Origin of the sequence: Micromonospora sp. CA-248089, assembly GCF_050948515.1 — a bacterium.
In the GTDB taxonomy this organism is placed as follows: domain Bacteria; phylum Actinomycetota; class Actinomycetes; order Mycobacteriales; family Micromonosporaceae; genus Micromonospora.
The window spans coordinates 3,578,287-3,602,359 of record NZ_CP192016.1 but is presented as its reverse complement, the minus strand read 5'-3'; the positions used below and the strand labels follow the sequence as shown (position 1 = coordinate 3,602,359).

23 protein-coding genes and 1 riboswitch are annotated in these 24,073 nt (G+C 73.2%); of the genes, 13 read left to right on the top strand and 10 right to left on the bottom strand.

Translation table 11 applies throughout. The features are described from left to right. Positions 1–6: 6 nt before the first annotated feature. From hppD to ACQP26_RS17125, 6 genes are read left to right on the top strand one after another with little or no spacing between them, the layout of a single operon-like run. The gene (gene hppD / locus ACQP26_RS17150) at positions 7–1,083 is read left to right on the top strand and encodes a 4-hydroxyphenylpyruvate dioxygenase (protein WP_433493356.1); all 1,077 of its coding nucleotides are present in this window, start codon (positions 7–9) and stop codon (positions 1,081–1,083) included. A 53-nt stretch (positions 1,084–1,136) separates the two neighbouring features. Beyond that, on the top strand, positions 1,137–2,060 hold the full coding sequence (locus tag ACQP26_RS17145; RefSeq protein ID WP_269707076.1) for a phytanoyl-CoA dioxygenase family protein: 924 nt from the start codon (positions 1,137–1,139) through the stop codon (positions 2,058–2,060). Between the two features lie 2 nt (positions 2,061–2,062). After that, positions 2,063–2,860 carry a DUF3050 domain-containing protein gene (locus tag ACQP26_RS17140; protein ID WP_281577662.1) on the top strand — a complete coding sequence of 266 codons (798 nt, stop codon included), beginning with the start codon at positions 2,063–2,065 and terminating at the stop codon, positions 2,858–2,860. After that, positions 2,857–3,828, top strand: a complete 972-nt coding sequence (locus tag ACQP26_RS17135) for a thiamine pyrophosphate-dependent dehydrogenase E1 component subunit alpha (RefSeq protein WP_281577663.1) — start codon at positions 2,857–2,859, stop codon at positions 3,826–3,828. Before ACQP26_RS17140 ends, ACQP26_RS17135 begins: the two co-directional genes overlap by 4 nt. Next, positions 3,829–4,794, top strand: coding sequence for an alpha-ketoacid dehydrogenase subunit beta (locus tag ACQP26_RS17130; RefSeq protein WP_269705722.1), 966 nt, complete (start codon positions 3,829–3,831; stop codon positions 4,792–4,794). Between the two features lie 3 nt (positions 4,795–4,797). Next, positions 4,798–6,147, top strand: a complete 1,350-nt coding sequence (locus ACQP26_RS17125) for a hypothetical protein (protein WP_433493355.1) — start codon at positions 4,798–4,800, stop codon at positions 6,145–6,147. A 252-nt stretch (positions 6,148–6,399) separates the two neighbouring features. On the opposite strand, the gene ACQP26_RS17120 is transcribed toward ACQP26_RS17125, so the two are convergent. The 5 genes from ACQP26_RS17120 to ACQP26_RS17100 are packed head-to-tail and all read right to left on the bottom strand — an operon-like array spanning position 6,400 to position 10,974. Next, complete coding sequence (locus ACQP26_RS17120) at positions 6,400–7,080, bottom strand: SGNH/GDSL hydrolase family protein (protein WP_433493354.1); 681 nt, start codon at positions 7,078–7,080, stop codon at positions 6,400–6,402. Between the two features lie 42 nt (positions 7,081–7,122). Continuing rightward, on the bottom strand, positions 7,123–7,755 hold the full coding sequence (locus tag ACQP26_RS17115) for an HAD family hydrolase (protein WP_433493353.1): 633 nt from the start codon (positions 7,753–7,755) through the stop codon (positions 7,123–7,125). After that, on the bottom strand, positions 7,752–8,144 hold the full coding sequence (locus ACQP26_RS17110) for an MmcQ/YjbR family DNA-binding protein (RefSeq protein ID WP_433493352.1): 393 nt from the start codon (positions 8,142–8,144) through the stop codon (positions 7,752–7,754). Before ACQP26_RS17110 ends, ACQP26_RS17115 begins: the two co-directional genes overlap by 4 nt. 50 nt (positions 8,145–8,194) lie before the next feature. Then, complete coding sequence (locus ACQP26_RS17105; protein WP_433493351.1) at positions 8,195–9,415, bottom strand: MFS transporter; 1,221 nt, start codon at positions 9,413–9,415, stop codon at positions 8,195–8,197. Beyond that, on the bottom strand, positions 9,412–10,974 hold the full coding sequence (locus tag ACQP26_RS17100; protein WP_281577669.1) for a class I adenylate-forming enzyme family protein: 1,563 nt from the start codon (positions 10,972–10,974) through the stop codon (positions 9,412–9,414). The genes ACQP26_RS17105 and ACQP26_RS17100 overlap by 4 nt, the downstream gene beginning before the upstream one ends. A gap of 285 nt (positions 10,975–11,259) precedes the next feature. Between ACQP26_RS17100 and ACQP26_RS17095 the strand changes: the two genes are divergently transcribed. The 6 genes from ACQP26_RS17095 to ACQP26_RS17070 all read left to right on the top strand — a co-directional run bounded on the left by ACQP26_RS17095 (position 11,260) and on the right by ACQP26_RS17070 (position 17,552). Continuing rightward, the gene (locus ACQP26_RS17095; RefSeq protein ID WP_433493350.1) at positions 11,260–12,570 is read left to right on the top strand and encodes an SGNH/GDSL hydrolase family protein; all 1,311 of its coding nucleotides are present in this window, start codon (positions 11,260–11,262) and stop codon (positions 12,568–12,570) included. A 67-nt stretch (positions 12,571–12,637) separates the two neighbouring features. Continuing rightward, on the top strand, positions 12,638–13,861 hold the full coding sequence (locus tag ACQP26_RS17090) for a cytochrome P450 (RefSeq protein WP_281577670.1): 1,224 nt from the start codon (positions 12,638–12,640) through the stop codon (positions 13,859–13,861). Beyond that, on the top strand, positions 13,858–14,832 hold the full coding sequence (locus tag ACQP26_RS17085; RefSeq protein ID WP_433493349.1) for an alpha/beta hydrolase: 975 nt from the start codon (positions 13,858–13,860) through the stop codon (positions 14,830–14,832). The genes ACQP26_RS17090 and ACQP26_RS17085 overlap by 4 nt, the downstream gene beginning before the upstream one ends. Next, a complete protein-coding gene (locus tag ACQP26_RS17080) occupies positions 14,825–15,928 on the top strand; it encodes an alpha-hydroxy acid oxidase (protein ID WP_433493348.1) in 1,104 nt (367 codons plus the stop codon). The genes ACQP26_RS17085 and ACQP26_RS17080 overlap by 8 nt, the downstream gene beginning before the upstream one ends. Position 15,929: 1 nt before the next feature. Continuing rightward, positions 15,930–17,273, top strand: a complete 1,344-nt coding sequence (locus ACQP26_RS17075; RefSeq protein ID WP_433493347.1) for a PLP-dependent aminotransferase family protein — start codon at positions 15,930–15,932, stop codon at positions 17,271–17,273. A gap of 27 nt (positions 17,274–17,300) precedes the next feature. Then, positions 17,301–17,552, top strand: a complete 252-nt coding sequence (locus ACQP26_RS17070; RefSeq protein WP_269705733.1) for a hypothetical protein — start codon at positions 17,301–17,303, stop codon at positions 17,550–17,552. Between the two features lie 66 nt (positions 17,553–17,618). Here ACQP26_RS17070 and ACQP26_RS17065 read toward each other — a convergent pair whose 3' ends face one another. Beyond that, the gene (locus ACQP26_RS17065) at positions 17,619–19,055 is read right to left on the bottom strand and encodes a glycine hydroxymethyltransferase (RefSeq protein WP_116506178.1); all 1,437 of its coding nucleotides are present in this window, start codon (positions 19,053–19,055) and stop codon (positions 17,619–17,621) included. 18 nt (positions 19,056–19,073) lie between these two features. Then, positions 19,074–19,163, bottom strand: a riboswitch (ZMP/ZTP riboswitch). Positions 19,164–19,268: 105 nt separating this feature from the next. Between ACQP26_RS17065 and ACQP26_RS17060 the strand changes: the two genes are divergently transcribed. Further along, complete coding sequence (locus tag ACQP26_RS17060; RefSeq protein ID WP_269705734.1) at positions 19,269–20,075, top strand: SDR family NAD(P)-dependent oxidoreductase; 807 nt, start codon at positions 19,269–19,271, stop codon at positions 20,073–20,075. A gap of 65 nt (positions 20,076–20,140) precedes the next feature. On the opposite strand, the gene ACQP26_RS17055 is transcribed toward ACQP26_RS17060, so the two are convergent. The 4 genes from ACQP26_RS17055 to ACQP26_RS17040 all read right to left on the bottom strand — a co-directional run bounded on the left by ACQP26_RS17055 (position 20,141) and on the right by ACQP26_RS17040 (position 23,959). Beyond that, the gene (locus ACQP26_RS17055) at positions 20,141–20,641 is read right to left on the bottom strand and encodes a hemerythrin domain-containing protein (protein WP_269705735.1); all 501 of its coding nucleotides are present in this window, start codon (positions 20,639–20,641) and stop codon (positions 20,141–20,143) included. Positions 20,642–20,747: 106 nt separating this feature from the next. Beyond that, the gene (locus tag ACQP26_RS17050) at positions 20,748–22,232 is read right to left on the bottom strand and encodes a S8 family peptidase (protein WP_433493346.1); all 1,485 of its coding nucleotides are present in this window, start codon (positions 22,230–22,232) and stop codon (positions 20,748–20,750) included. Between the two features lie 148 nt (positions 22,233–22,380). Then, a complete protein-coding gene (locus tag ACQP26_RS17045; protein ID WP_269705737.1) occupies positions 22,381–23,244 on the bottom strand; it encodes an NAD(P)H-hydrate dehydratase in 864 nt (287 codons plus the stop codon). After that, positions 23,228–23,959, bottom strand: coding sequence for a histidine phosphatase family protein (locus ACQP26_RS17040; RefSeq protein WP_433493345.1), 732 nt, complete (start codon positions 23,957–23,959; stop codon positions 23,228–23,230). Before ACQP26_RS17040 ends, ACQP26_RS17045 begins: the two co-directional genes overlap by 17 nt. Between the last annotated feature and the right edge of the window lie 114 nt (positions 23,960–24,073).

Here is a 24,073-nt window from a genome sequence, read left to right as displayed (position 1 = left end):
AAGCCCATGACCATCAACGGGATAGATCATCTGGAACTGTACGTGGGGGACGCCCGGCAGGCGGCCTTCTACTTCGACAACGCCGTCGGTTTCCGGCTGTGCGGGCAGGGCGGTCCGGAGACCGGGCTGGACGGTCAGCGGTCGCTGCTGCTGGCCCAGGCCGGCATCCGGCTGCTGCTGACCACCGGACTGTCCGCCGAGCACCCGGCCGCCACGTACGTGCACCGGCACGGCGACGGCATCGCCGTGGTGGCGCTCGCCGTCGACGACGCCGCCGGGGCGTACGCGGAACTTGTCGACCGGGGCGCGACGGCGCTGAGCCCGCCGCGCACCTTCACCGGCGCGGACGCCGAGGTGGTGGTCGCCGAGGTCGGCGGCTTCGGCGACGTGGTGCACCGCCTGGTCGAGCGGCGCGGCGACCCGGGTGTGTTCCTGCCCGGGGCGATCGAGCCGGTGACCGTGCCGGACGGGGAGGACACGCTGCTGGCCGAGGTCGACCACCTGGCGATCTGCGTGCCGCCGGGGCAGCTCGACGAGATCGTCGCGCACTACGAGAAGGTGTTCGGCTTCGCCGACATCTTCACCGAGCACATCGAGGTCGCCGGCCAGGCGATGAACTCCAAGGTGGTGCAGAGCCCGTCCGGGACTGTCACGTTCGTGCTGCTGGAGCCGGACACCAGCGCCCGGCCGGGGCAGATCGAGGACTTCCTGCGCTGGCACGCCGGTGCCGGGGTGCAGCACCTGGGCCTGCGTACCGACGACATCGTCACCGCCGTCGGCGCGCTCGCCGGGCGGGGGGTGCGCTTCGCCAGCACCCCGGGCGCCTACTACGACGGGCTGGAGCAGCGGGTCGGCCGCCTCGACGCGCCGGTGGACCGGCTGCGCGACCTGAGCATCCTGGTCGACTCCGACCACGACGGCCAGCTGCTGCAGATCTTCACCGAGTCGATGCACGTGCGTCGCACCCTCTTCCTCGAACTCATCGAGCGGCGCGGGGCGCGCACCTTCGGCAGCGGCAACATCAAGGCGCTCTACGAAGCGAAGGAACGCGAGCTGGCCGCGGCGGAAGGGGTGACGGCATGAGGGAACGCACCGAGCGAAGCGAGGGCCGTGAGGCCATGCCCGGCCGGCACGGCATGACCACCATCGATCCCGGGCTGACCGCCGAGGAGGAGGCGCTGCTCCCCTCCGACGAGGACGTCCGGCACTACGCCGAGCACGGCTGGTACCTGTCGAAGAAGCTGCTCACCGACGACGAGGTGGACGAGCTGGTCGCCGCCACCGACAGCTACTACGCCGGGGAACGCGACCGGCGCCTGCCGGTACGGCCGCCGAAGCTGGCCTACTGGGAACCGTCGAAGGGTGACGTGCAGCGGCACAACGACTACGTCCACCACGAGCACGACGGCATCGCCCGCATTCTGCGCAAGCCGCTGATCGGCGCGGTCGCCGCCCGGCTGGCCCGGGCCGCCGAGATCCGCATCTTCCAGTCCACGCTGATCTGGAAGCCGCCGATCGCCGGTGAGCCGTCGAACATCGTGCCCTGGCACTTCGACAAGCACTACTGGGCGTCCTCGTCGTCGGAGAACATGCTCACCGCGTTCATCCCGTTCCACGACTGCGGCGAGGAGATGGGCACCATCACCATGGTCGACGGCTCCCACCGCTGGCGGGAGATCGGCGCCGACGACACGGTGGTGCGGCACTTCGCCGACCGGGACCGCGACCAGCTCGAGGCGATGCTCGCCGAGAACGCCGCGTACAACGGGGCGACGATCCGCAAGATCCCCATGGTGATCCCCAAGGGACACATGAGTTTCCACCACTGCCGCACCTACCACGGCAGCGGTGCGAACGTCAGCGGGCGGCCCCGCCGGGCCGTCTCGCTGCACCTGCAGGACGGCGACAACGCCTGGCGGGAGTACCCGCTCTCCGACGGCACGCTCGCCGCGTACAACCACGACGTGCTGGTCCGCCGCACCCACGAGGGCCGGCCGGACTACGCGGACCCCGATTACTGCCCGGTCATCTGGCGCGACCGCGCCCAGCAGGGAGGCTGACAATGTCACGGTACGACTGGGGTAAGACGCACCCGGGCATCGAGCGGCTGGAGCGGGCGGTGACCGAGCGCCGCGACGTGGTGGTCAAGCACCCCCTCTACGCCAACCTCGACACCCACGACGCGCTCGTCACGTTCATGGAGCACCACGTCTTCGCCGTCTGGGACTTCATGTCCCTGCTGAAGTCGCTGCAGCGGCAGCTCACCTGCGTCACGGTGCCGTGGATCCCGACCGGGCCGACCGGCAGCCGCCGCCTGATCAACGACATCGTCATGGTCGAGGAGAGCGACGAGCTGGGCGACGGCTACATCAGCCACTTCGAGCTGTACGTGCAGGGCATGACCGAGGCCGGCGCCGACACCACCGCCGTGAACAAGCTCGTCGACCTGCTGCGCGACGGCAGCCCGGTCACCGAGGCGCTCGGCGCCGCCGGCGTCCCCGCGGCGTCGGCCGCGTTCGCCGGCACCACCTGGCGGATCATCGAGACCACCCCGGTGCACTGCCAGGCCGCGGCGTTCGCGTTCGGCCGCGAGGACCTCATCCCGGAGATGTTCACCCAGGTCGTCGCCGTCAACGAACGCAGCAACCGGCTCAACAAGTTCGTCGACTACCTGGAGCGGCACATCGAGGTCGACGGCGAGCAGCACACCCCGATGGCCATGCAGATGCTGGCCGACCTGTGCGGCGACGACGACACCAAGTGGCAGGAGTGCGCCGACACGGTGAACGCCGCGCTGACCGCCCGCGCCCGCCTCTGGGACGACATCCTCGCCGCCGTCAAGGAGGGCCGTCCGGCGTGACCGGCTCCGACCCGCTCCGGCTCTACCGGACGGTCCGGCTGATCCGCCGCTTCGAGGAACGCGCGATCGAGCTGGTCCGCGCCGGGGAGATCGTCGGCGGCATCCACCCGTACCTCGGTCAGGAGGGGATCGCCGCCGGTGTCTGCGCGGCGCTGTCCGCCGCGGACCTGGTCACCGGCACCCACCGCGGGCACGGGCACGTGCTGGCGAAGGGCGCCGACCCGGCCCGGATGCTGGCCGAGCTGTGCGGCCGGGTCACCGGGCTCAACCGGGGCCGGGGCGGGTCGATGCACGCCGCCGACTTCGGCGTCGGCGTCCTCGGCGCCAACGCCATCGTCGGAGCCGCCGGCGCGATCCTCACCGGAGCGGTGTGGGAGCGCCGGCGGCGCGGCGCCGACATCGTCGGCGCCACCTTCTTCGGCGACGGCGCGGTGAACGAGGGCATGCTCCTGGAGGCGTTCAACCTGGCCGCGCTCTGGCGGGTACCGGTGCTGTTCGTCTGCGAGAACAACGGCTACGCCACCACCATGCCCGTCGAGGGCGCGGTCGCCGGCACCATCGCCGGGCGGGCCGCCGCCTTCGGCATGCCGGCCGTCGTCGTCGACGGGCAGGACCCGGAGGCGGTACGCGAGGTCACCGCCGCCGCCGTCGCGCGGATGCGCGCCGGCGGCGGACCCGAGCTGGTCGAGGCCCGCACCTACCGCTTCGACGCCCACCACACCTTCGAACATCAGGTACGCCTCGACTACCGGCCGCCGGAGGAGGTGGCCGAGGGCCGGTCCCGCGATCCCGTCGACATCGCCGGCGCGCGGCTCGACCCGGCGGTACGGGCCGAGGTGGACGCCGCCGTCGAGGCGGAACTGGACGCCGCCGTCGCCTACGCGCTCGCCGGGCCGCACCCCGACCCGGCGACCGCCCTCGACCACCTGTACGCCAGCGGGCTCACCGCCCGGACCGGAGGTGGCTGAATGCCCCGGCTCTCCTACCGCAGGGCGCTCACCCGTGCCCTCGCCGACGAGATGGCCCGCGACGAGTCGGTCGTGGTGCTCGGCGAGGACATCCGGGTGGCCGCCGCGAACGTCACCACCGGACTGCTGAAGAAGTTCGGCCCGGAACGGGTCCGCGACACGCCCCTGTCCGAGCAGGCGTTCACCAGCTTCGCCACCGGCGCGGCGCTGGCCGGGGCCCGCCCGGTGGTGGAGTTCCAGATCCCGTCGCTGCTGTTCCTGGTCTTCGAGCAGATCGTCAACCACGCGCACAAGTTCCCGCTGATGACCGGCGGCCAGTGCGCGGTGCCGGTCACCTACGTGGTGCCCGGCTCCGGCTCCCGTACCGGCTGGGCCGGGCAGCACTCCGACCACCCGTACGCGTTGTTCGCCCACGTCGGGGTGACAACTGTCGTACCGGCCACACCGGCCGACGCGTACGGGCTGCTGGTCTCCGCGATCCGCTGCGACGACCCGGTGGTGGTCTTCGCCCCGGCCGGCGCCCTCGACCTGCGCGCCGACGTCACCGACCCGGCGCCGGTGCCGCTGGGCCGCGGGATCGTCCGCCGCGGCGGCACCGACGTGACGGTGGTGGCGGTCGGGCACCTCGTGCACGACGCGCTCGCCGTCGCCGAGGAACTCGCCGGCCAGGCGTCGGTGGAGGTGTTCGACCCCCGCACGCTCTACCCGTTCGACTGGGACGGCCTCGTCGAGTCGGTGAGCCGCACCGGGCGGCTCGTCGTCGTCGACGACGGCAACCGCTCCTGCGGCATCGCCGGGGAGATCATCGCCACGGTGGTCGAGCGGGTCCGGCTGGCCGCCCCACCCCGGCGCGTGACCCGGCCCGACGGCGCGGTGCTGCCCTTCGCGCCCGCCCTGGACCGCGCCGTGCAACCCGGCCGCGACCAGCTCACCGCCGCCATCCAACTGACCCTCAAGGACGGATGAACGATGGACCCGAACTACACGTGGCCGCCGCTCGGCCAGGCGTGGACCGACCTGCCCGAGTCCACCCGTACCGCGATGGTGACCACCGGCGCCGCGGCGTGGGAGAAGATCTTCCACGGCCGGGCCACGTACAACAAGCAGTGGCGGCTGGCCCGCCCGCCCGTGTTCACCGCCGACGCGTTCCGCGAGCTGAACGAGGTGTGCGACCGTATCGCCCAGCTCATCCTGGAGGCCTGCCGGCGTCGCGCCCGTACCGCCGGTGAGCTGCGCCTGCTGCTCGACGTGCCGGACGGCGAGACCCGGCTGCTCGACCCGGACGAGGAACTGCACGAAGGGCTGCTCGCCGCGTACCGGCCGGACGTGCTGTTCTCCGGCGGCGTGCCGTGCATCGTGGAGTACAACATCGACAGCAGCCTCGGCGGCGGCTTCGACGCCGACACCGTCATCCAGCGGTACGCCGAGCTGTACGGCACGCACGGCCTGCTCGACGGCGCGCGGCCCGCGCCGTCCCTGCTGGAGCAGCGGTTCGTGGCCATCCGGGACACGCTCGGCCTGGCCGACGGCGCCCGGGTGGCGCTGCTGATGGACTTCGAGGCCGACTATCCGGGGCTGGACGACCCGGAGACGTTCATCCGGATCCTGTCCCCGCTGATCGACCAGGCCCGCCCGTTCGGCATCGACCTGGTCATCGCCCCGGTCGCCACCGCAGCCCTCGACGAGCAGAACCGGCTGGTCGTCGGCGGGGCCCCGGTGGACGCCCTGTTCCGGCTGTTCGTGCCCAACCGCGTCACGCCCAGCCCCGGCCTGGACGCGGTGGCCGGCGCGCTCGCCGCCGGCACGCTCCCGATGTTCGTCAGCAGCGCCGCCTGGCTGCTCAGCAACAAGCTGAACTACGCCTGGCTCTGGGCCGACCTGGACCTGCTGGCGGAGGACGACCGGACGCTGATCCGCCGGTACGTGCCGCACACCGTCGCGCTCACCGCCGACCAGCTCGACCGGGCGCTCGCCGAACAGGCCGACCTGGTCGCCAAGCCGGCCGGCGGGTCGGCCGGGCACGGGGTGCTGATCGGGCGGGAGATGACAGCGGTGGCGTGGGCGGACGGGGTGCGCGCGGCCATCGCCGAGGGCGGCAACATCCTGCAGCGCTACCACGAGGCGGACCGGGTGGCGATGGACTTCGTGCAGATCGAGACCGGCGAGACGGTCACCGCGGACGTCCCGTACAGCCTCGCCCCGTACCTGTTCGACCGCACCGAATCGGGCGCGCTGGCGCGGGTCGGCTACCCGGGTTGCGACGAGGTGCTCAACCTGGCGAGAGGCGTCCTCCTGACCGGCATCCTGCTAACCGACTGACCCCGGTCCCTCCCCGTCCCCCCGTCTCCCCGTTCCCGTTCCCCCCTCCTCCCTCCCAGCGTTGATCAAGGAGTTTGTGTCCTCGCGGGGGCGTGTGACCGACCCAAACTCCTTGGTCAACAACGTGGATCCGGCCCGGCGATTGGCCCTCGGCCCCTGACTCCGTTGATCATGAAGTTGGCGGGGACAAAACGGACGCAGAGCGCCGTCAACTTCATGATCAGCGGGGCGGGGCGGGGGCGCCGGGCGCGGTCAGGGGTGGGGGAGGTGGGTGGAGAGGACCCTCAGGGTTTCGGCTGTGGCTATCGCGTCGCTGCGGGCGCTGCCGTGCCGGCCGTCGCTGCTGTACAGCGACGGGTCGGCCACCAGCGGATGGTCGGTCAGGTGGACGTGCAGCGTGCCCAGCCGTTCGGCCACGCCCCGGGTGTGCCGGGACAGCAGGCGCATCCGCTCGCCGAGCGCCGCGCGCAACGTCTCCGGCACCGCCGGGCTGTGCGACACGTCGAACATGCCCACGGTGATCACGTCCGCCCCGGCCTCCCGCAGCGCGGTGATCATGGCGGTCAGCTCGGCGTCGACCGCTTCGGCGTCGTAGGCGGACCGGAACGCGTCGTTGCCGCCGCACACCACGAGGGCCAGGTCCGGTTCGAAGGCCAGCGCGTCGGCGAGCTGGGTGGCCCGGACCTCGTGCGCGCGCAGTCCGCGCCGGCCCAGGTTCCGGTAGGCCAGTTCCGGGCGTATCGCGCGCAGCTCGGCGGCGATCCGGTCGGCCCACTGGAGGTCGGGGTAGCCGTCGGCCGGCTCGCACAGCCCTTCCGCGACGCTGTCACCCAGCACCACGAACCGGCGCCACGGGTGCCCGCGCAGCAGGTCGGCGGCCTCTCCCGGCCGCAGGCACCACGGGTCGGTTGCCTCGGTCAACGTCGATGGCATGCACGGCAGGCTAGCCGAGCGCCCGGCGCGGGAAAAGAGGGCTCAGGGCAGCAGGGCCAGCAGTTCCGCGGGCCGGGTCAGGCTGAGGTCGGCCGGCTCGTCGGGGTCGTACTGGTGACCCCACGCGGCTGCCACCGCGACCGCGCCGCTGCGCCGCGCGGCGCGTACGTCCAGTGGCGAGTCACCCACGTACGCGGCACGGTCGGGCGGCACGGCGAGCCGCCGGCAGGCCGCGTCCACGCCGTCGGGCGCCGGCTTGGGGCGCTCGACCTGGTCTCCACCGAGGACGACCTCGAAGTGACCGAGCAGTCCCGCCCGGTCGAGCAGGATCTCGGCGGCCCGGTGGCTCGCGCCGGTGAACACGCCCACCGGCACCCGGGCGGCGATCCGGGCGAGCGCGTCCGCGACGCCGGGGTAGACGCGCACCTGCCCGGCGAGCGCATCCAGCTCGGTGTGGTAGCGGTCCAGATCAGCGCCGGAGGCGGGCCGCCGCAGCAGGTGGGTCAGCAGGTCGATCGGGGAGCCGATCGAGTAGCCGGCGATGACCTCGGCGTCGGTGTACGACGGCCCGCCGCCGGCGCGCACCGCCGCCCGGTACGCCGCCGGCACCACCGCGTGCGACTCGACGAGCGTGCCGTCCATGTCGAACACGATCGCGTCCACCGGGCCGGTCACGCGCCCTCCGCCCGGTGTGCGGCGGCGAGCCGCTTCGGGGCGCGGGTGTGCCACGCCTCGGTGACCAGCTCGGTCAGCTCGTCCACGTCGATCCGGTCGAGCCGGACCAGCACGGCCGGGTATCCGTCGAGGTGCGGCGTGGTGAAGTAGACCGCCGGGTCGTCGGCGAGCAGCGCCTCCTTGGCGCCCAGGTCGGGCACCCGGACGCCGAGGATCGGGCCGTCGGGTGCGGCGTCGCCGAGCGCCTCGAGGTCGCTGCGGCGCAGCGGCCGGTCCCAGACGAACATCTTGTCGCGCACCCGCCAGGCGGGCAGGTCGTCGTACGAGCCGCGCTCGGTGGTCTCCGGCAGCGCCAGCGCGATGCGCCGCACGTCGTCCCAGGTCGCCATGGGCCGACCCTACCGCCGACCCCCGAGACGGTGGCCCGGACCGGGCGGGCTCAGACCGGCGTGGGCGTGGCCGGTTCCGCCGCCGCCCGCCGGGACGCGCGGGTCAGCAGCAGCGGCCCCACGGTCAGCACCAGGCAGACCACCGACATCACCAGCAGTGCCGGGGTCAGGTCGAGCAGTGCCACCGACCACCCGCCGAGCAGCGCGCCGACGGGCAGGCCGAGGAACGCCACCGAGCCGGAGATGCCCAGTACCCGGGTCTGCAGCTCGCCCGGCACCCGCTGGTAGAGCGTGGCGCCGAGCAGCGGGTTCACCGCCGCGATGCCGATGCCGGACAGGAACGTCACCACGAGCACCACGACCAGGTCGTCGCTGAGCGCCAGCGCGAGCAGCCGGGGCGCGCCGCTGAGCGTCAGCCCCAGCGCGAACGTCGTGCCGGCGGGCAGCCGGGTGCCGAACATCGTGAACAGCACGTTGCCCAGCAGCGCGCCGCCCGAGAACACGCCGAGCAGCAGACCGAACCCGGCCGGGTCGCCGAGCACCTGGTTGACCCACAGCGGGATCCAGACCGCGACGCTGGCGTTGGCGAACATGTTCGACACCGACACCACGATCAGCATGATCATCAGCGTCCGGTCGGTGCGCAGGTACGCGAACCCGCCGCGCAGCGCCCGCAGGTAGGGCTCCCGGGGCGCGGGCTGCGCCGGCGCCGGCGGCCGGACCAGCACGCCGATCAGCAGCGCGCAGACCGCGAACGTGGCCGCGTCGATCCAGATGGCCCGGGTCAGCCCCACCCAGTCGATGAGCAGCCCGCCGAGCACCGCGCCGAACAGCGTCATGCCCCGGGCCAGGCCGTCGTAGGCGCTGGTGAGCCGGATCAGCGGCACCCCGGCCCGCTCGGCCGCCGGTTTGAACAGCACGTGCTTGACCCGGTCGCCGATGCCGCGCAACCCGCCGGCGATCGCCACCAGCACCAGCAGCGTGCCGAAGCCGAGCCAGGGCGCCAGCGCCACCACGGCCATCGCGACCGCGCTCGCCGCGTCCACGAACACCGAGGTACGGCGTACCCCGAACCGGTCCGCCCAGGGGGTCGCGAGCGCGCTGGAGAGCATGTACGGAAGCGTCTCCGCCGCCGCGACCAGTCCCATCTTGGTGGGGCTGCCGGTGGTCTCCAGCACCAGCCAGGGGATGGCGACCACCGAGATCCGCGTGCCGAGGTTGGACAGCAGGTCGGCGCCGACCAGGGTGTACAACTCCCGGCGCGGGTTCACGCCGGACTGCCGATCGGGTCGGCGCCGGCCGGGTGGGCGGCGGCGTACCGGGCGCGCAACGCGCGCTTGTCCACCTTCGCGGACCGGTTCAGCGGCAGCGCGTCGACGAACTCGACAGCACCGGGCGCCCACGTCTCGCTCAGTTCCCGGACCACGAGCGCGATCAGCTCCTCGCCGGTCACGGACGCGTCCGGTGCGGGCACCACGTACGCGTGCGGCAGTTCCCCGGCCACCGGGTCCGGTACGCCGATGACGGCGGCGGCGCGTACCTCGGGGTGGCCGGCGAGCACGTCCTCGATCGGGCGGGAGTAGATCGGCCAGCTGCGCTGCCGGGTGAGGATGCGGTCCTGTAACCGGTCGACCAGGTAGAGGTAGCCGTCGGCGTCGAGGTGCCCGATGTCGCGGGTGCGGACCCAGCCGTCGACGAGCGTGTCGGCGGTCAGCTCCGGCTGGCCGTGGTAGCCGGCGAAGCTCAGCTTGGTGCGCACCCACACCTCGCCGTCGGTGCCGGCGGGCAGCACCCGGCCGTCGGCGTCGCGGATCTCGACAGTCACGTCGCCGTACGGGCGGCCGCAGGAGCGCAGTCGCTCCGGGTGCTCCGGATCCTCGGTGAGTCCGGGCAGCGCGCAGATGACGACCGCCTCGCTGAGCCCGTACACGATGCGCAGGCACGGGCCGAAGCGGGCGATGGCCTGGCGCAGCCGGGCCGGCGCGGCGGGCCCGGCGCCCACGTTGAACATGAACATCGCGGAGAAGTCGGCGCCCGGCAGGTCGGGGTGGTCGAGCACCTCGTAGAGCATCGGCGGGGTGACGAACGTGGAGGTGAGCCGCTCGGCGTCCACGGTGGCGATGAACACCGCCGGGTCCCACTGCTCGCGCAGGAACAGCACGCCGCCGGTGAACAGGTTGAACAACGTGGTGATCTGGCCGCTCGCGAGCCACATCGGGGAGTGCGACAGGTGCCGCAGCAGCGGGAAACCGGCGCCCCGGAAGTCGGCGGCCAGGGCCAGCACCTGCCGGTAGAAGCTCTCCCGGTGGTGCACCAGCTTCGGCGTGCCGGTGGTGCCGCTGGTCTGCAGGAACGACTCCGGCGCGGGCACCGCGGCGGGCAGCTGGACCGCCGGCCCGGCGGCCTCGGCGGTCAGGTCCGGCCCGGCGCCGCCGGGGCCGAGGCAGAGCACCGGTACGCCGGACAGGCCCGCCGCCACCTCCACCGCCTGGGCGTCGCGCGGGTCGTGGACGAACGCCTCCGGCGCGGACAGCGCGACGAACTCGTCGACCTCCCGCCGCGAGGTCACCGGCGCGACCCACATGCTCCGGCAGCCGAGCAGGTGCAGGGCCAGTTGCAGCAGCGGGCCCTCGACCGTGTTGCCGAGCATCACCAGCACCGCCGCGCCGGGGCGTACCCCGTGGTGGTGCAACGCGGCGGCGAGGCCGCGCACCTGCGCGGCGACCTGGGGGTAGGTGAGGCGGCGCCCGCCGCCGACGAGCGCCTCCCGGTCGCCGAACCCGGCGAACAGCTCCAGCGCCTCGTGCACGTAGTTCGGCCGGTCGGTCATCGGGCAGCCCCCATCATGGTCCGCGAGCGGCGTCCGGCCAGGTCAGGGCCGGGACAGGACGGCAGGTGCCAGGGTCGGCGACCGCACCGCCGCCAGTCCCGAGCCTAGGCAGCCGTGGTCCACGGCGGACAGAGCCGATCGTCGCTGCGTCACGCCCCCCGGGCATTTGATCATGTCGATCAGGTTGATTGACGCTCGTCACAGCCGGAAGCTAGTTTCCGGTCCATCGCCCGGGCCGGTGCCGCCGACCGCGTCACGCCCGGGGCTGCCGACCATGGAGGATCGATGCCGACCCCGAAGAGATGGCACGTCATAGCTTCCGCCGTAACGCTGCTGATCGCCGCAACCCCCGCGGTCACCGCCAGCGCCGGCCCGACCGACACCGACCGCGCCGGGCACGCGCGCGCCGAGTGGGCCGGAACCTGGGCCGCGGCGGTGACCCGCGGGAACACCGTGGGCCTGACCGAGACCGGCCTGAACAACCAGAGCATCCGGATGACCGTGCAGACCACTGTCGGCGGGCCGCGCCTGCGGGTGCGGCTGACCAACCTCTACGGCCAGCAGGCCATCCAGGTGGGCCGCGCCACCATCGCCCGGCCGAACACCGCCACCCCCGACGACCTGTCGGACATCGTCCCGGCCAGCGTCCGCCAGCTGACGTTCTCCGGCGCCGGCTCGGCCACCATCAACAAGGGCGCCGAGCTGCTCAGCGACCCGGTGGCTTTCCCGGTGACCGAGCAGGAGGACCTGGTGGTCACCCTGTACTTCCCGGTGCTCACCGGTCCGGTCACGTTCCACGGCCAGTCCCGGGTCACCAACTTCATCGGTGCCACCGACCTCACCTCGGCGGCCGACGGCGCCGGCTTCACCATCCGGCCCAACTGCTGCTGGATGTTCCTGTCCGGCATCGACGTGGAGCGCAAGGTCACGCCCGGCTCCGTGGTGGTGCTGGGTGACTCCATCAGCGACGGCAATGGCAGCACCGTCAACGCCGACCGCCGCTGGCCGGACTACCTGGCCAAGCGGCTGATCGACGCCCGGCCGGACCCGCGTACGCCGGGTGTGCTCAACCTCAGCCTGGCCGGCAACCGGCTCAACCACGAGGGCACCGAGCCCGGCGCGGGCGACTTCCCCGGCTACTACGAACTCGGCCCGAACGCGCTCGCCCGGCTCAACGAGGACGTCTTCCCGCAGACCGGGGTGCGTACCGTCATCACCCACCTGGGCATCAACGACATCTGGATGAACGGCGACAGCCCCGAGGCGATCATCGCCACGCTGCGCCAGCTCAACCGGCAGGTCCAGGCGCGTGGCCTGACCAGCATCGCGGGCACGCTCATGCCGTACGAGGGCAACGGCGGGCCGGGCGTGTGGACGCCGGAGAAGGACGCCACCCGCCAGGCCGTCAACACCTGGCTGCGCGGGCCGGGCCGGGCCGAGTTCGACGGCATCGTCGACTTCGACGCGGTGATGCGGGATCCGGCCCAGCCGAGCCGGCTGTTGCCGGCGTACGACTCGGGTGACCACATCCACCCGAACGACACGGGCGCTGCGGTGATGGCGAACGCCGTACCACTGAAGCTGCTCGGACTGTGACACCGGGCGGGGGCGGCGGTCGACACGACGCCGCCCCCGCCGCCGTTTTCCTGGGGAGGAAAAGACAGTGGACGTCAGCGAGATCCTGACCGGCCTCTACAGCGAACAGGGCCGGCAGAACCCCTATCCCTTCTACGCGGCCCTGCACGAGCACGGGCCGATCAACGCCGTTCCGGCCCGGGCCGAGCACAGCACCGTCAGCGCGGTGGCCGGCGGGTACGACGTGGTGGACCAGATCCTGCGCGATCCCAGCTGGTACAAGGGTTTCCCGCCCGGCTGGGAGGAGCAGGAGATCCTGCGTACGTTCCTGACCTCGATGATGTTCGTGAACCCGCCGGACCACACCCGGATGCGCGCGGTGTTCGCCAAGACGTTCACCCCGCGCCGGCTGGGCGCGCTGGAGCCAGTGATCGAGCGGATCGTCGCCGAACGCCTGGACCACCTGGCCGAGGCGGGCGCGGACGGCCACGAGGTGGACTTCGTGGCCGATTTCGCCTACCCGGTCCCGGCGCTGGTGATGGCCGAGTTCATCGGCCTGCCGGCGGCCGACCTGTCCTGGTACCGGCAGCGGGTCGACTGGATCGACGAGTACATGGACGTGTCCGGCAAGACGCCGGAGCGGCTGGCCCGGGCCAACCAGGCCGCCGACGAACTGCGCGTCTACTACCGGGACCTGATCGCCCACCGGCGCCGCGCGCCCGGCCACGACCTGATCAGCGGCCTGGTCGAGGTGCTCGACGCGGGCGGCGTCGACCTCACCGAGGAGGAGTTGATCAGCAACCTGATCGTGCTGTTCAACGCCAGCTTCGTCACCACCGTCTACATGTTCAGCAACGGCTTGCCGCTGCTGCTGGACCACCCGGACGTGACCGCCGCGCTGCCGGGCGACGACGAACTGGCCCGCGGCTGCGTGGAGGAGGTGCTGCGGATGGAGAGCCCGGTGCACTTCCTGGCCCGCTCCGCGCCCGCCGGCGTCGACCTCGGCGGCGTACCGATCGGCCGCGACGACAACGTGCTGCTGCTGATCGCCGCCGCCAACCGCGACCCGGCCCGGTTCCCCGACCCGGACCGCTTCGACCCGCACCGCGACGGCCCGCCGTCGCTCGCCTTCGGTGTCGGGCTGCACTTCTGCCTCGGCTCGGCGGTGTCCCGGCTGGAGGGCCGGCTGGCGCTGCCGCGCCTGTTCGCGCGCTTCCCCCGGCTCGCCATAACCCAGCCCTACACGTACAGCGGGAGCCTGTTCCTGCGCGGAATCGACAAACTCTTCGTCACCACAGGGGAGGCCGGATGACACTCGATCCGCAGGTGGTCGCGTGGCGGGCCGCACGGGCCGCCGCCGGCACCGCGCCGCTCTACACCCAGACCCTCGCCGAGGCCCGCGCCGCCGACCTCGCCGCGATCCGCGCCGGCTCCGGCGTGGTCGAGCCGGTCGCCGAGGTACGCGACACGACGGTGCCCGGCCCGGCCGGGCCGCTGCCGGTGCGGATCCACCGGCCGGACGGCGACGGCCCGCTGCCCACGCTCGTCTACTTCTTCGGGGGCGGCTGGACGCTCGGCAGTGTCGACACCGCCGACGGGATCTGCCGGCGGCTGGTCAACCTCACCGGCGCGCAGACCGTGACGGTCGGCTACCGGCTCGCCCCGGAGCACCCGTTCCCGGCCGCGGTGGAGGACTGCCACGCCGCGCTGCGGCACCTCGCCGCGCACGCCGCCGAGTTCCGCGTCGACCCGGACCGGCTCGCGGTGGGCGGCGACAGCGCGGGCGGGAACCTGGCCGCCGCGGTGACGCTGCTGGCGCGCGCCGACGGCGGTCCCCGGCTCGCCGCCCAGTTGCTGGTCTACCCGAACACCGACCAGCGGCCCGGGCACCGCCCGGCCGACGACGAGGATCCGCTGCTGTTCAACAGGCACTCGGTCGGCTGGTACCGGAGCCACTACCTCGCCGACCCGGGCGACGCGGCGCACCCGCTGGCGTCACCGCTGCTCGCCGAGGACCTGAGCGGCCTGCCCCCGGCGCTGGTGATCACCGCCGGGCACGATCCGCTGCGCGACGAGGGACTGCGGTACGCCGAGCGGCTGCGCGAGGCCGGTGTGCCCACCGAGACGGACGACCACCCGGGGATGGTGCACGGGTTCTTCGCCATGCCCGGCGTGTTCGACGCCGGACGGGAGGCCCAGGAGCGCGCCGCCGCCTTCCTGCGCCGCGCGTTCGGGCTCGACCCGGCGCACGCGCGGGCGGCGACGGGTGCCGACCATGGCTGACCCGGCCGACGGGTTCGTGCCGCCGGCCAGCCTGGCCGACTTCGCCGCGCCGGCCCGGGCCGTGCTTCCCGCCGACGTGTGGGACTTCGTCGACGGCGGGAGCGGCACCGAGACCGCCCTGGCCGCGAACCGGGCCGCGCTGGACCGGGTGGCGGTGCTGCCCCGGATGCTGGCCGGTGTGGACGACCCGTCCACCGAGGCGACGCTGCCCGGCGGCCGGGCCGCGATGCCGGTGGCTGTCGCGCCGATGGCGTACCAGCGGCTGCTGCACCCCGACGGCGAGCCGGCGCTCGCGGCGGCGGCCCGCGCGGCGGGCGTGCCCTACGTGGCCAGCACGCTGGCGAGCACCCCGATCGAGGAGATCGCGGCGACCGGCGCGACGGTGTGGTTCCAGCTCTACTGGCTGCGCGACCGGGCGCTGGTGGCCGACCTGCTCGACCGGGCGTCGGCGGCCGGCTGCGCGGCGGTGATGGTGACCGTGGACGTGCCGGTGCTCGGGCGGCGCCTGCGCGACGCGCGCAACGGGTTCGCGCTGTCGCCGCACGTCACCGCCGCGAACCTGCCCGGCGGCCGGGACGACCTGGCGCACCAGGGCACCCCCGGCGTCTCGGCGGTGGCGGTGCACACGGGCGCGGTCTTCGCCCCGGCGCTGAGCTGGGCGGACCTCGACTGGCTGCGCGCGCGTACCCCGGTGCCGTTGCTGGTCAAGGGCATCCTGGACCCGCGCGACGCGGTCCGCGCGGCGGACGCCGGCGTCGACGCCGTGGTGGTCTCCAACCACGGCGGACGGCAACTCGACGCCGCCCCGGCCAGCGCGGCCGTGCTGCCGGAGGTGGTCGAGGCGGTCGACCAGCGGTGCGCGGTGCTGCTGGACAGCGGCATCCGCGGCGGTGTCGACGTGCTGCGCGCGCTGGCGCTCGGCGCGGACGGCGTGCTGCTGGGCCGGCCGCTGCTCTGGGCCCTGGCCGCCGGTGGCCGGGCCGGCGCCGAGGCGGCACTGGCGCTGCTCGCGGCGGAACTGCGCGACGCGCTCATCCTCAGCGGCTGCTCCGACCCGGCCTCGGCCCGGCGGCTGCGTACCCGGATCGGAGGCTGACGTGGAACCGGTCGACCTGGCCGTCACGGCGCTGCACGGCAGCGTCGGCGACCCGGCGCTGAACTCGATGAACTTCCTCAACGAGGTGGCGCAGCACTACCCGGACGCGGTGTCGCTGGCGGCCGGACGGCCGTACGAGGCGTTCTTCGACTCGGCGGTGCTGCACACGCACCTGGACCGCTTCCGCCGCTACCTCGCCGAGGACGTCGGGCTGGACCGGGCCGGCGTGGACCGGACGCTGCTGCAGTACGGCCGCACCAAGGGCGTCGTGCACCACCTGATCGCCCGGCACCTCGCCGTGGACGAGGGGCTCACCGTCGACCCGGAGTCGGTGGTGGTGACCGTCGGCTGCCAGGAGGCCATGTTCCTGGTGCTGCGCGCGTTGCGGGCCGGCCCGGCCGACGTGCTGTTCGCGGTCGCGCCCACGTACGTCGGCCTCACCGGCGCGGCCCGCCTGGTCGACCTGCCGGTGCGCCCGGTGGCCGGCGGTCCCGGCGGCGTCGACCTGGCCGACCTGCGCGCCGGGGTGCGCCGGGCCCGCGCGGAGGGGCTGCGCCCCCGGGCCTGCTACGTGATGCCGGACTTCGCCAACCCGTCGGGCGTCAGCATGGACACCGCGCAGCGGCGGCGGCTGCTGGACCTGGCCGCCGAGGAGGACCTGCTGCTGATTGAGGACAACCCGTACGGCCTGTTCCCGGCCGACGGCACCGACCGGCGGCCCACCCTGAAGGCGCTGGACACGGCGCGCCGGGTGGTCTACCTCGGCTCGTTCGCCAAGACCGTGCTGCCCGGCGCCCGGGTCGGCTACGTGGTGGCCGACCAGCGGGTGGGGGAGGCGGACGGCAGCGTGGTCCCGCTCGCCGACCACCTCGCGAAGATCAAGAGCATGGTCACCGTGAACACGTCGCCGGTCAGCCAGGCGGTGATCGGCGGCGCGTTGCTGGCACACGACTGCTCGCTGGTGGCCGCGAACGTGCGGGAGCGGGCCGCGTACGCCCGTAACCTGCGCCACCTGGTCGACGGCCTGACCCGGCGCTTCCCGGCCGGCGGGCCGGTCTCCTGGACCGTCCCGGCGGGCGGGTTCTTCGTGGTGGTGAGCGTGCCGTTCGCGGTGGACGACGCGCTGCTGCACCGCTCGGCGCGCGAGTACGGCGTGCTCTGGACCCCGATGGCGCACTTCTACGACGCGGGCACACCGGTGAACGCGCTGCGGCTGTCGGTGAGCGCCGTCACACCGGAGTCGATCGATGTCGGCCTGGACCGGCTGGCCGCGCTGGTCACGGACACCATGACGGCCGAGGTGACGCCACAGTGTCAGGGTTCCGCCACAGTGCGTGTTTCCTGACTCCGTTCGTCTGTTGATAATGGACGAATGGTTGCCTGGGAGTACGCGTTGCTCGTTCGTCGGTATCAGGGTCAGGGTCGCAATTTCCACGTCTCGTTCGTGTGGTACGGCCCGGACGGGTCACGCACCGACGTGACCGCGTACGGCGACACCGCGATCGCGCACCTCAACCGGGTCGGCCGGGAGGGCTGGGAACTGGTGTCCGCCGCCGAGGACGTGAACAACGTGCAGGGCAGCACCGAGGTCCACCGCTACCACCTGAAGCGCCCGCTGAACTGACCCGTGAACCGCCGGCGCCCCGGGAGACCGTTCTCCCGGGGCGCCGCTTCGTGTTCGGTCGGGCGCTCAGCCCAGGTCGACCGCCGGGTAGAGCGGGAACGGCGTGAGCAGGTCGGCGGCCTGCTTGCCGACGGACTCGGCGACCGCCGGGTCCAGCACGTACTTCGCCTTCGACGGCGCGCCGTCCGGGCCGGTGCCGGGCGTGGTCTGGCTGAGCACGGTGTGGATCAGCTCGGCGGTGGCGTCCATCTCGGCGGCGCCGAGGCCCCGGGTGGTCAGCGCCGGGGTGCCGATGCGGATGCCGGAGGTGTACCAGGCGCCGTTCGGGTCCTGCGGCACCGAGTTGCGGTTGGTCACGATGCCCGAGTCCAGCAGCGCCTGCTCGGCCTGCCGGCCGGTCAGGCCGTAGCCGGACACGTCGATGAGCACCAGGTGGTTGTCGGTGCCGCCGGTGACCAGCGTCGCGCCCCGGCGCAGCAGCCCGTCGGCGAGCGCCTGCGCGTTGTCGACGATCCGCTGGGCGTAGTCGGCGAAGTCGGGGCGGCGCGCCTCGGCCAGCGCGACCGCCTTGGCGGCCATCACGTGCGGCAGCGGCCCGCCGAGCACCATCGGGCAGCCCCGGTCGACCTGGTCGGCCAGCTCCGGCCCGCAGAGCACCATGCCGCCGCGCGGGCCGCGCAGCGACTTGTGCGTGGTGGTGGTGACGATGTGGGCGTGCGGCACCGGGTCGAAGTCGCCGGTGAAGACCTTGCCGGCGACCAGCCCGGCGAAGTGGGCCATGTCGACCATGAAGGTGGCGCCGACCGAGTCGGCGATCTCCCGCATGATCCGGAAGTTGACCTTCCGGGGGTACGCGGAGTAGCCGGCGACCAGGATCAGCGGCTTGAACTCGCGGGCCGCCTCGGCCACCCGGTCGTAGTCGATCAGGCCGGTGGCCGGGTCGGTGCCGTAGCTGCGCTGGTCGAACATCTTGCCGGAGATGTTCGGCCGGAAGCCGTGGGTGAGGTGGCCGCCCGCGTCCAGCGACATGCCGAGCATCCGCTGGTTGCCCAGCTCGCGGCGCAGCGCGAACCAGTCGGCCTCGGTGAGGTCGTTGACCTGCCGGGCCTGCGCCTTCTTCAGCGCGGGCGACTCGACCCGGTCGGCCAGGATCGCCCAGAACGCGACCAGGTTGGCGTCGATGCCCGAGTGCGGCTGCACGTACGCGTGGGACGCGCCGAACAGTTCCCGGGCGTGCTCGGCGGCGAGCGCCTCGACGGTGTCGACGTTCTGGCAGCCGGCGTAGAACCGGCGTCCGACGGTGCCCTCGGCGTACTTGTCGCTGAACCAGTTGCCCATCGCCAGCAGCGTCGCCGGGGAGGCGTAGTTCTCGCTGGCGATGAGCTTGAGCGACTCGCGCTGGTCGGCCAGCTCCGCGGCGATGGCGTCGGCGACCCGCGGCTCGACGCCGCGGACGACCTCCAGCGCGCTGCGGAAGGCGGTGGACTCGGCGTTGCGCGACATGCGACCTCCAGGTGACGTGCGGAAGGCCCAGGCGCTCGGCATGCGTCCTCATGACGAGGCCGCTCCCCGATGGTGCTCCATCTCCACGCGCCAGTCACGGCCTGTGCCGATCCTACCGGCCCGGCCCGGACCTGCGGGGTTGGGCCGCCCGTCCCGGGGCACACCGTGGGGAGGGCCGGCCCCGACCCGGCCCGGGGGAGAGGAGGCACGACCATGACCACACCGAGCACCGGACGGCCGCTCGCCGTGGTGACCGGCGCGTCCAGCGGCATCGGGTACGAGCTGGCGGTCCAGTTCGTCGAGCACGGGTACGACGTGGTGGTCGCCGCCGAGGACGCGGCGATCGAGCGGGCGGCCGGCGACCTGCGGCGCGACGGCGGCCCGGAGGTGTACCCGGTCCGGGTGGACCTGGCCACGCCCGAGGGCGTACGGCGGCTGGCCGGGGAGGTGACCGGCCTGGGGCGCCCGGTCGACGCGCTGGCGCTCAACGCCGGGCGCGGCGCGGGCGGGGACTTCGTCGGTGGCACCGACCTGGACGACGAGCTGACCGTGATCGACCTGAACGTCCGCTCGACCGTGCACCTGGCCAAGCTGCTGCTGCCGGACATGATCCGCCGGGGCGCCGGGCGGGTGCTGTTCACCTCGTCGATCGCCGCCACCATGCCCGGGGCGTACCAGGCGGTCTACAACGCCTCGAAGTCGTTCGTGCAGTCCTTCGCCGAGGGGGTGCGCAACGAGCTGAAGGACAGCGGTGTCACCGTCACCTCGCTGATGCCGGGCCCGACCGACACCGAGTTCTTCGACCGGGCCGACATGGAGGACACCCGAGTCGGCAAGGGGCCCAAGGACGACCCCCGCACGGTGGCCGAGGACGCGTTCGAGGCGCTGATGAAGGGGGAGCACAAGGTCGCCGCCGGCTCGCTGGTCAACAAGATCCAGGTGGCCGCCGGGAAGATCATCCCGGATCGGCTGAAGGCCGAGCAGCACCGCAAGATGGCCGAGCCCGGCTCGGGCGACTGAACCCCGAACGCGAGCGGGACCGCCCCGAGGGAAGGGGTGGTCCCGCTCGCGTTCCGGGGCCGGTGTCAGGCCACCACGGCGTCCATCGACTTCTTCAGCGCCTTCGGGGCGGTCGGCGTCTTCGGCGCCTTCGGCCGCAGGTCGAGCATCCGCTGGCCGATCTCCTGGAGCTGGTTACGGCCGAGCGCCTCGCGGACCTTCGGGAACCACTCCTGCTCCTCCTCCTCGATGTGGTGCGACACGTTCTCGATCAGCACCGTCGTCTTGGCGTTGAAGCGTTCGTCGTCGGCGTCCATGGTGAACAGCTCGAAGCAGAGCACGTCCGCGACGTGGTGCTCCTCGTACGACTCCAGGACGTCGTCCTCGACGTCGGGCACCAGCTTGCGGACCTCCGGGTACATCACCTCGTTCTCCAGGTAGGTGTGCACCGTGAGAGCTTCGAGGATCTGCCCGACGATCTTCCCGCGCTTGCTCGCCGGTCCCTCCTCGGCCTCCTGGAAGGCCTTGAACAGGCGGCGGATCTCTTTGTGGTCCTCCTTGAGCAGGACGATCGCGTCGGTGGACACCGTTACCTCCTAAGTCGGCTGACGAATGGCCCCCTACCCGGCGCCCGACCAGGACAAACAGACCGGGCCCGGCAATCGCTGCCGGGCCCGGTCCACGCGGATCGGGTTACTTGACCGCGTTGTACGCGTCCACGACGCCGGCGCCGTAGAACCCGTTGCGCTTCCCGCCGGAGCAGGTCGCGTCGTACGCGTTCGGGCCCGCCGGGATCAGCGGCACCGGGTTGTAGACGCCCGACGGGCAGGACTTCGCCACGGCGGTGCGCTCGAGGAACGAGGAGAGCTGACCCGGCGTCATGCCCGGGTGCGCGGACAGCGCCAGCGCCGCGACGCCGGTGGCGTGCGGGCCGGACATCGAGGTGCCCTGCTTGTAGCCCCACCCGTTGGTGCGGGTGGCGGTGTTGAAGGTGGTGGACAGGATGCCGTCGGTCGACGTCGAGCGGGCGCCCTGGGTACGGAACCGGGTGTCGCCACCCGGCGCGGTCACGTCGATGACGCCCTGGCCGTACGAGGAGTAGTAGCTCTTGTCACCGGTCGGGCCGACGGCGGCGACGGTCACCACGCCCGGCGCCTCGGCCGGCAGGTCGAGGCAGGCGTTGGTGAGGTTCTCCCGCTCCTCCGGCGTGCCGTTGTTCGGGCTGCCGGTGTCGGTGATCTTGTGGGCCAGGTCGTAGTTCGAGTTGCCGGCCGACGCGACGTGCAGCACGCCCTGGGACTGCGAGTAGCGCAGGGCCCGCTGCACGGCCTGCCACACCGGGCGCTGACGCGCGTCGTTGCGGCAGTTCAGCTCCCACGGGTCGATGTAGTAGCTGTTGTTGGTGAGCTGCATGCCGTGCTCGGCGGCCCACATGAACCCGCAGACGGCGGCCTCCGGGAAGATGTAGCCGTCGTCGTTGACGACCTTGACGGCGGCGACCTTCACGCCCGGCGCCACACCGGTGACGCCGACGCCGTTCACCGCGGCGGCGATGGTGCCTGCCACGTGGGTGCCGTGGTCGCTGGTGGTCGGGTTCCAGGAGGCCTCGGTGGTGTCCGGCGCGCCGCCCACACAGGAGGCGCTCTTGTCCTTGGCGATCTGGGTCGCCAGGTCCGGGTGGCTGCTGGAGATGCCGCTGTCCAGCACACCCACCACTACCGACGGGCTGCCGCCGGTCACCGCGTGCGCCTGCGGGACGCGGATCATGTCCATGTCCCACTGCTGGCCGTAGAGCGGCTCGGCGGTCGGGTCGCCGGCGGCCGCGGCGACGGCGGCGGCCGGGACCTCGACCGTCTCGCCCTCGTCCAGGGCGGTGCCCAGGCCGCCGGTGGAGGCGACCGACTCGACACCGGCGCCCGCCACCCGGGTGGCGAAGTCCGGGGCGGTCGAGCGCACGACCAGTACGCCGATCTTGTCGTACGCGGCCACCACGGTGCCGTCGGCGGCGGCCACCCGGGCGGCGGCCTTGGCGGTGCTGTTGCCCTGCGGGGCGAGCACGATGTAAGAGGTTTCCGGTCCGACGGCCGCGGCCGGCGCCGTGCCGCCGACGAGGGCGAGCCCGGCGCCGAGCGTCACTGCCGACGCCGCGGCGAGTGTCTTGCGACGGAGGTTGTTCACACAGACTCCCAGGGGTTCGTGCGGGTGGACCGCACCCCTGGTGCGGGCTGCGGTCCGGGCGGAGGCACGGCGAAGTACCGGCCTCGCCCGGACCAGCGCCACCGCCCTGCGGGGTGTTACACGTGCCGCCGGGCGGGAGAGTGGACCGTCAGACAGTGGCGATCGTGTAGGGGATCTCGTCGAGCAGTTCCCGGGCGAGGAAACCGATCCGCCCGTACCGGGGGACCAGCCGCTGCCCGCTCACCGCGTGCGCGAACGCCGCCCAGCAGGCCGCCTGCGCCGGGTCGGCGCCCCGGGAGAGCAGGCCCGCGAGCAGCCCGGCACGTACGTCGCCGCTGCCCGAGGTGCCCAGCCCGGCGTCCCCGCTCTCCTCGCGCCAGGCCCGGCCGTCCGGTGTCGCGATGTGCCCGTACAGCGACACGACGGCGTCGTACCGGCCGGCCAGTTCGACCGCCTCGGCGTCCAGGTCGTCGCCCGGGTCGCGGCCCAGCAGATGCCGGGCCTCGGTCAGGTTGGGGGTGAGCACCACCTTGCGGCCGGACCCGGCCAGCAGGTCCGGCGCGTGGCTGAGCGCGCCGAGCGCGTACGCGTCGAGCACTAGCGCGGTCTGGCGGCCGGCCGCGTCCAGGACCAGGCGCAGCAGCTCCCCGGTGGCCTCGATGTCGGTCAGGCCGGGCCCGACCGCCACCACGTCCGCGTCGGCGACCAGGCCACGGAGCAGGTCTCCCGGGTCGCCGCGGACCGCACCGTCGGCGGTCTCCGGCAGGCCGACCACGAGTGCCTCGGGCACCTGGATGCTCAGCGACGGCGCTGTCGACTCGGCGGCGGCGAGCTGGAGCACGCCGGCCCCGGCCCGCAGCGCGGCCACCCCGGCGAGCAGCACCGCGCCGGGGGTGAACCGGGAGCCGCCGACCACCAGCACCGTGCCGCGCGCCTCCTTGCCGCCGGTGGGCACCGGCAGCGCCCAGTCCCGCAGCAGCGCGGGGGTGATCACGTCAGACCGGCTCGGCATGGACCTCGTCCTCCCTGGTGGGTGTCGCCCCCTGCCGGTGCAGGTGGGTGACGTCGTTGAACACCTCCGGCGTGAGCCGTCCCGCGTCGTCGGCGTGCCAGCCGGTGACCGAGCAGTTGGCGATCACGTGTTCGCGGGTCAGCGCCATCAGCTCCGCCTCGGTGAGCCCCTCCACCAGGTAGCGCAGCAGGAAGACCAGCGCGTCGTGGCCGAACAGCAGCACCCGGCCCCCGTCGTGGTCGCGGCGCAGGTCGCCGAGCAGCGCCCGCAGCCGCAGCGCCACGTCGGTCCAGGACTCGCCGCCGGGCGGGCGGTAGTAGAACTTGCCGAGCCGGGTACGCCGGTCGGCCTCGTCCGGGTAGCGCCGCCGTACGCCGTGGCCGGTGAGCCCGTCGAGGATGCCCAGTTCCCGGTCGCGCAGCCGCTCGTCGACGCTCATCGGGATCCCGGTTCCGTCCAGCGCCAGCTCGGCCGTCCGGACCGCCCGCAGGTACGGCGACACCACAGCCACCTCCGGGCGGCGCGAGCCGGGCAGCTCGGCCAGCCAGCGGCCGGTCGCCCGCGCCTGCTCCTCGCCGGTCGGTGACAGCGGCACGTCGGCGTCCCGGTGGGTGAGGTCGATCAGCTCGGCGCCGGACGTCTCGGCCGCCGTGGCCGCGACGTTCGCCGTGCTCTCGCCGTGCCGGACGATCCAGAGCGATGCCAACTCCGCCATGCGGCTCCCGGTACCCGGGCTCGACCGGGGATAACCGTGCGACCTGCGGATGTGGGCTGCTGATCACCTGAGCGGTTCTCACGCTGTCGGTGCCGCCGGTTATGGTCCCCGCAC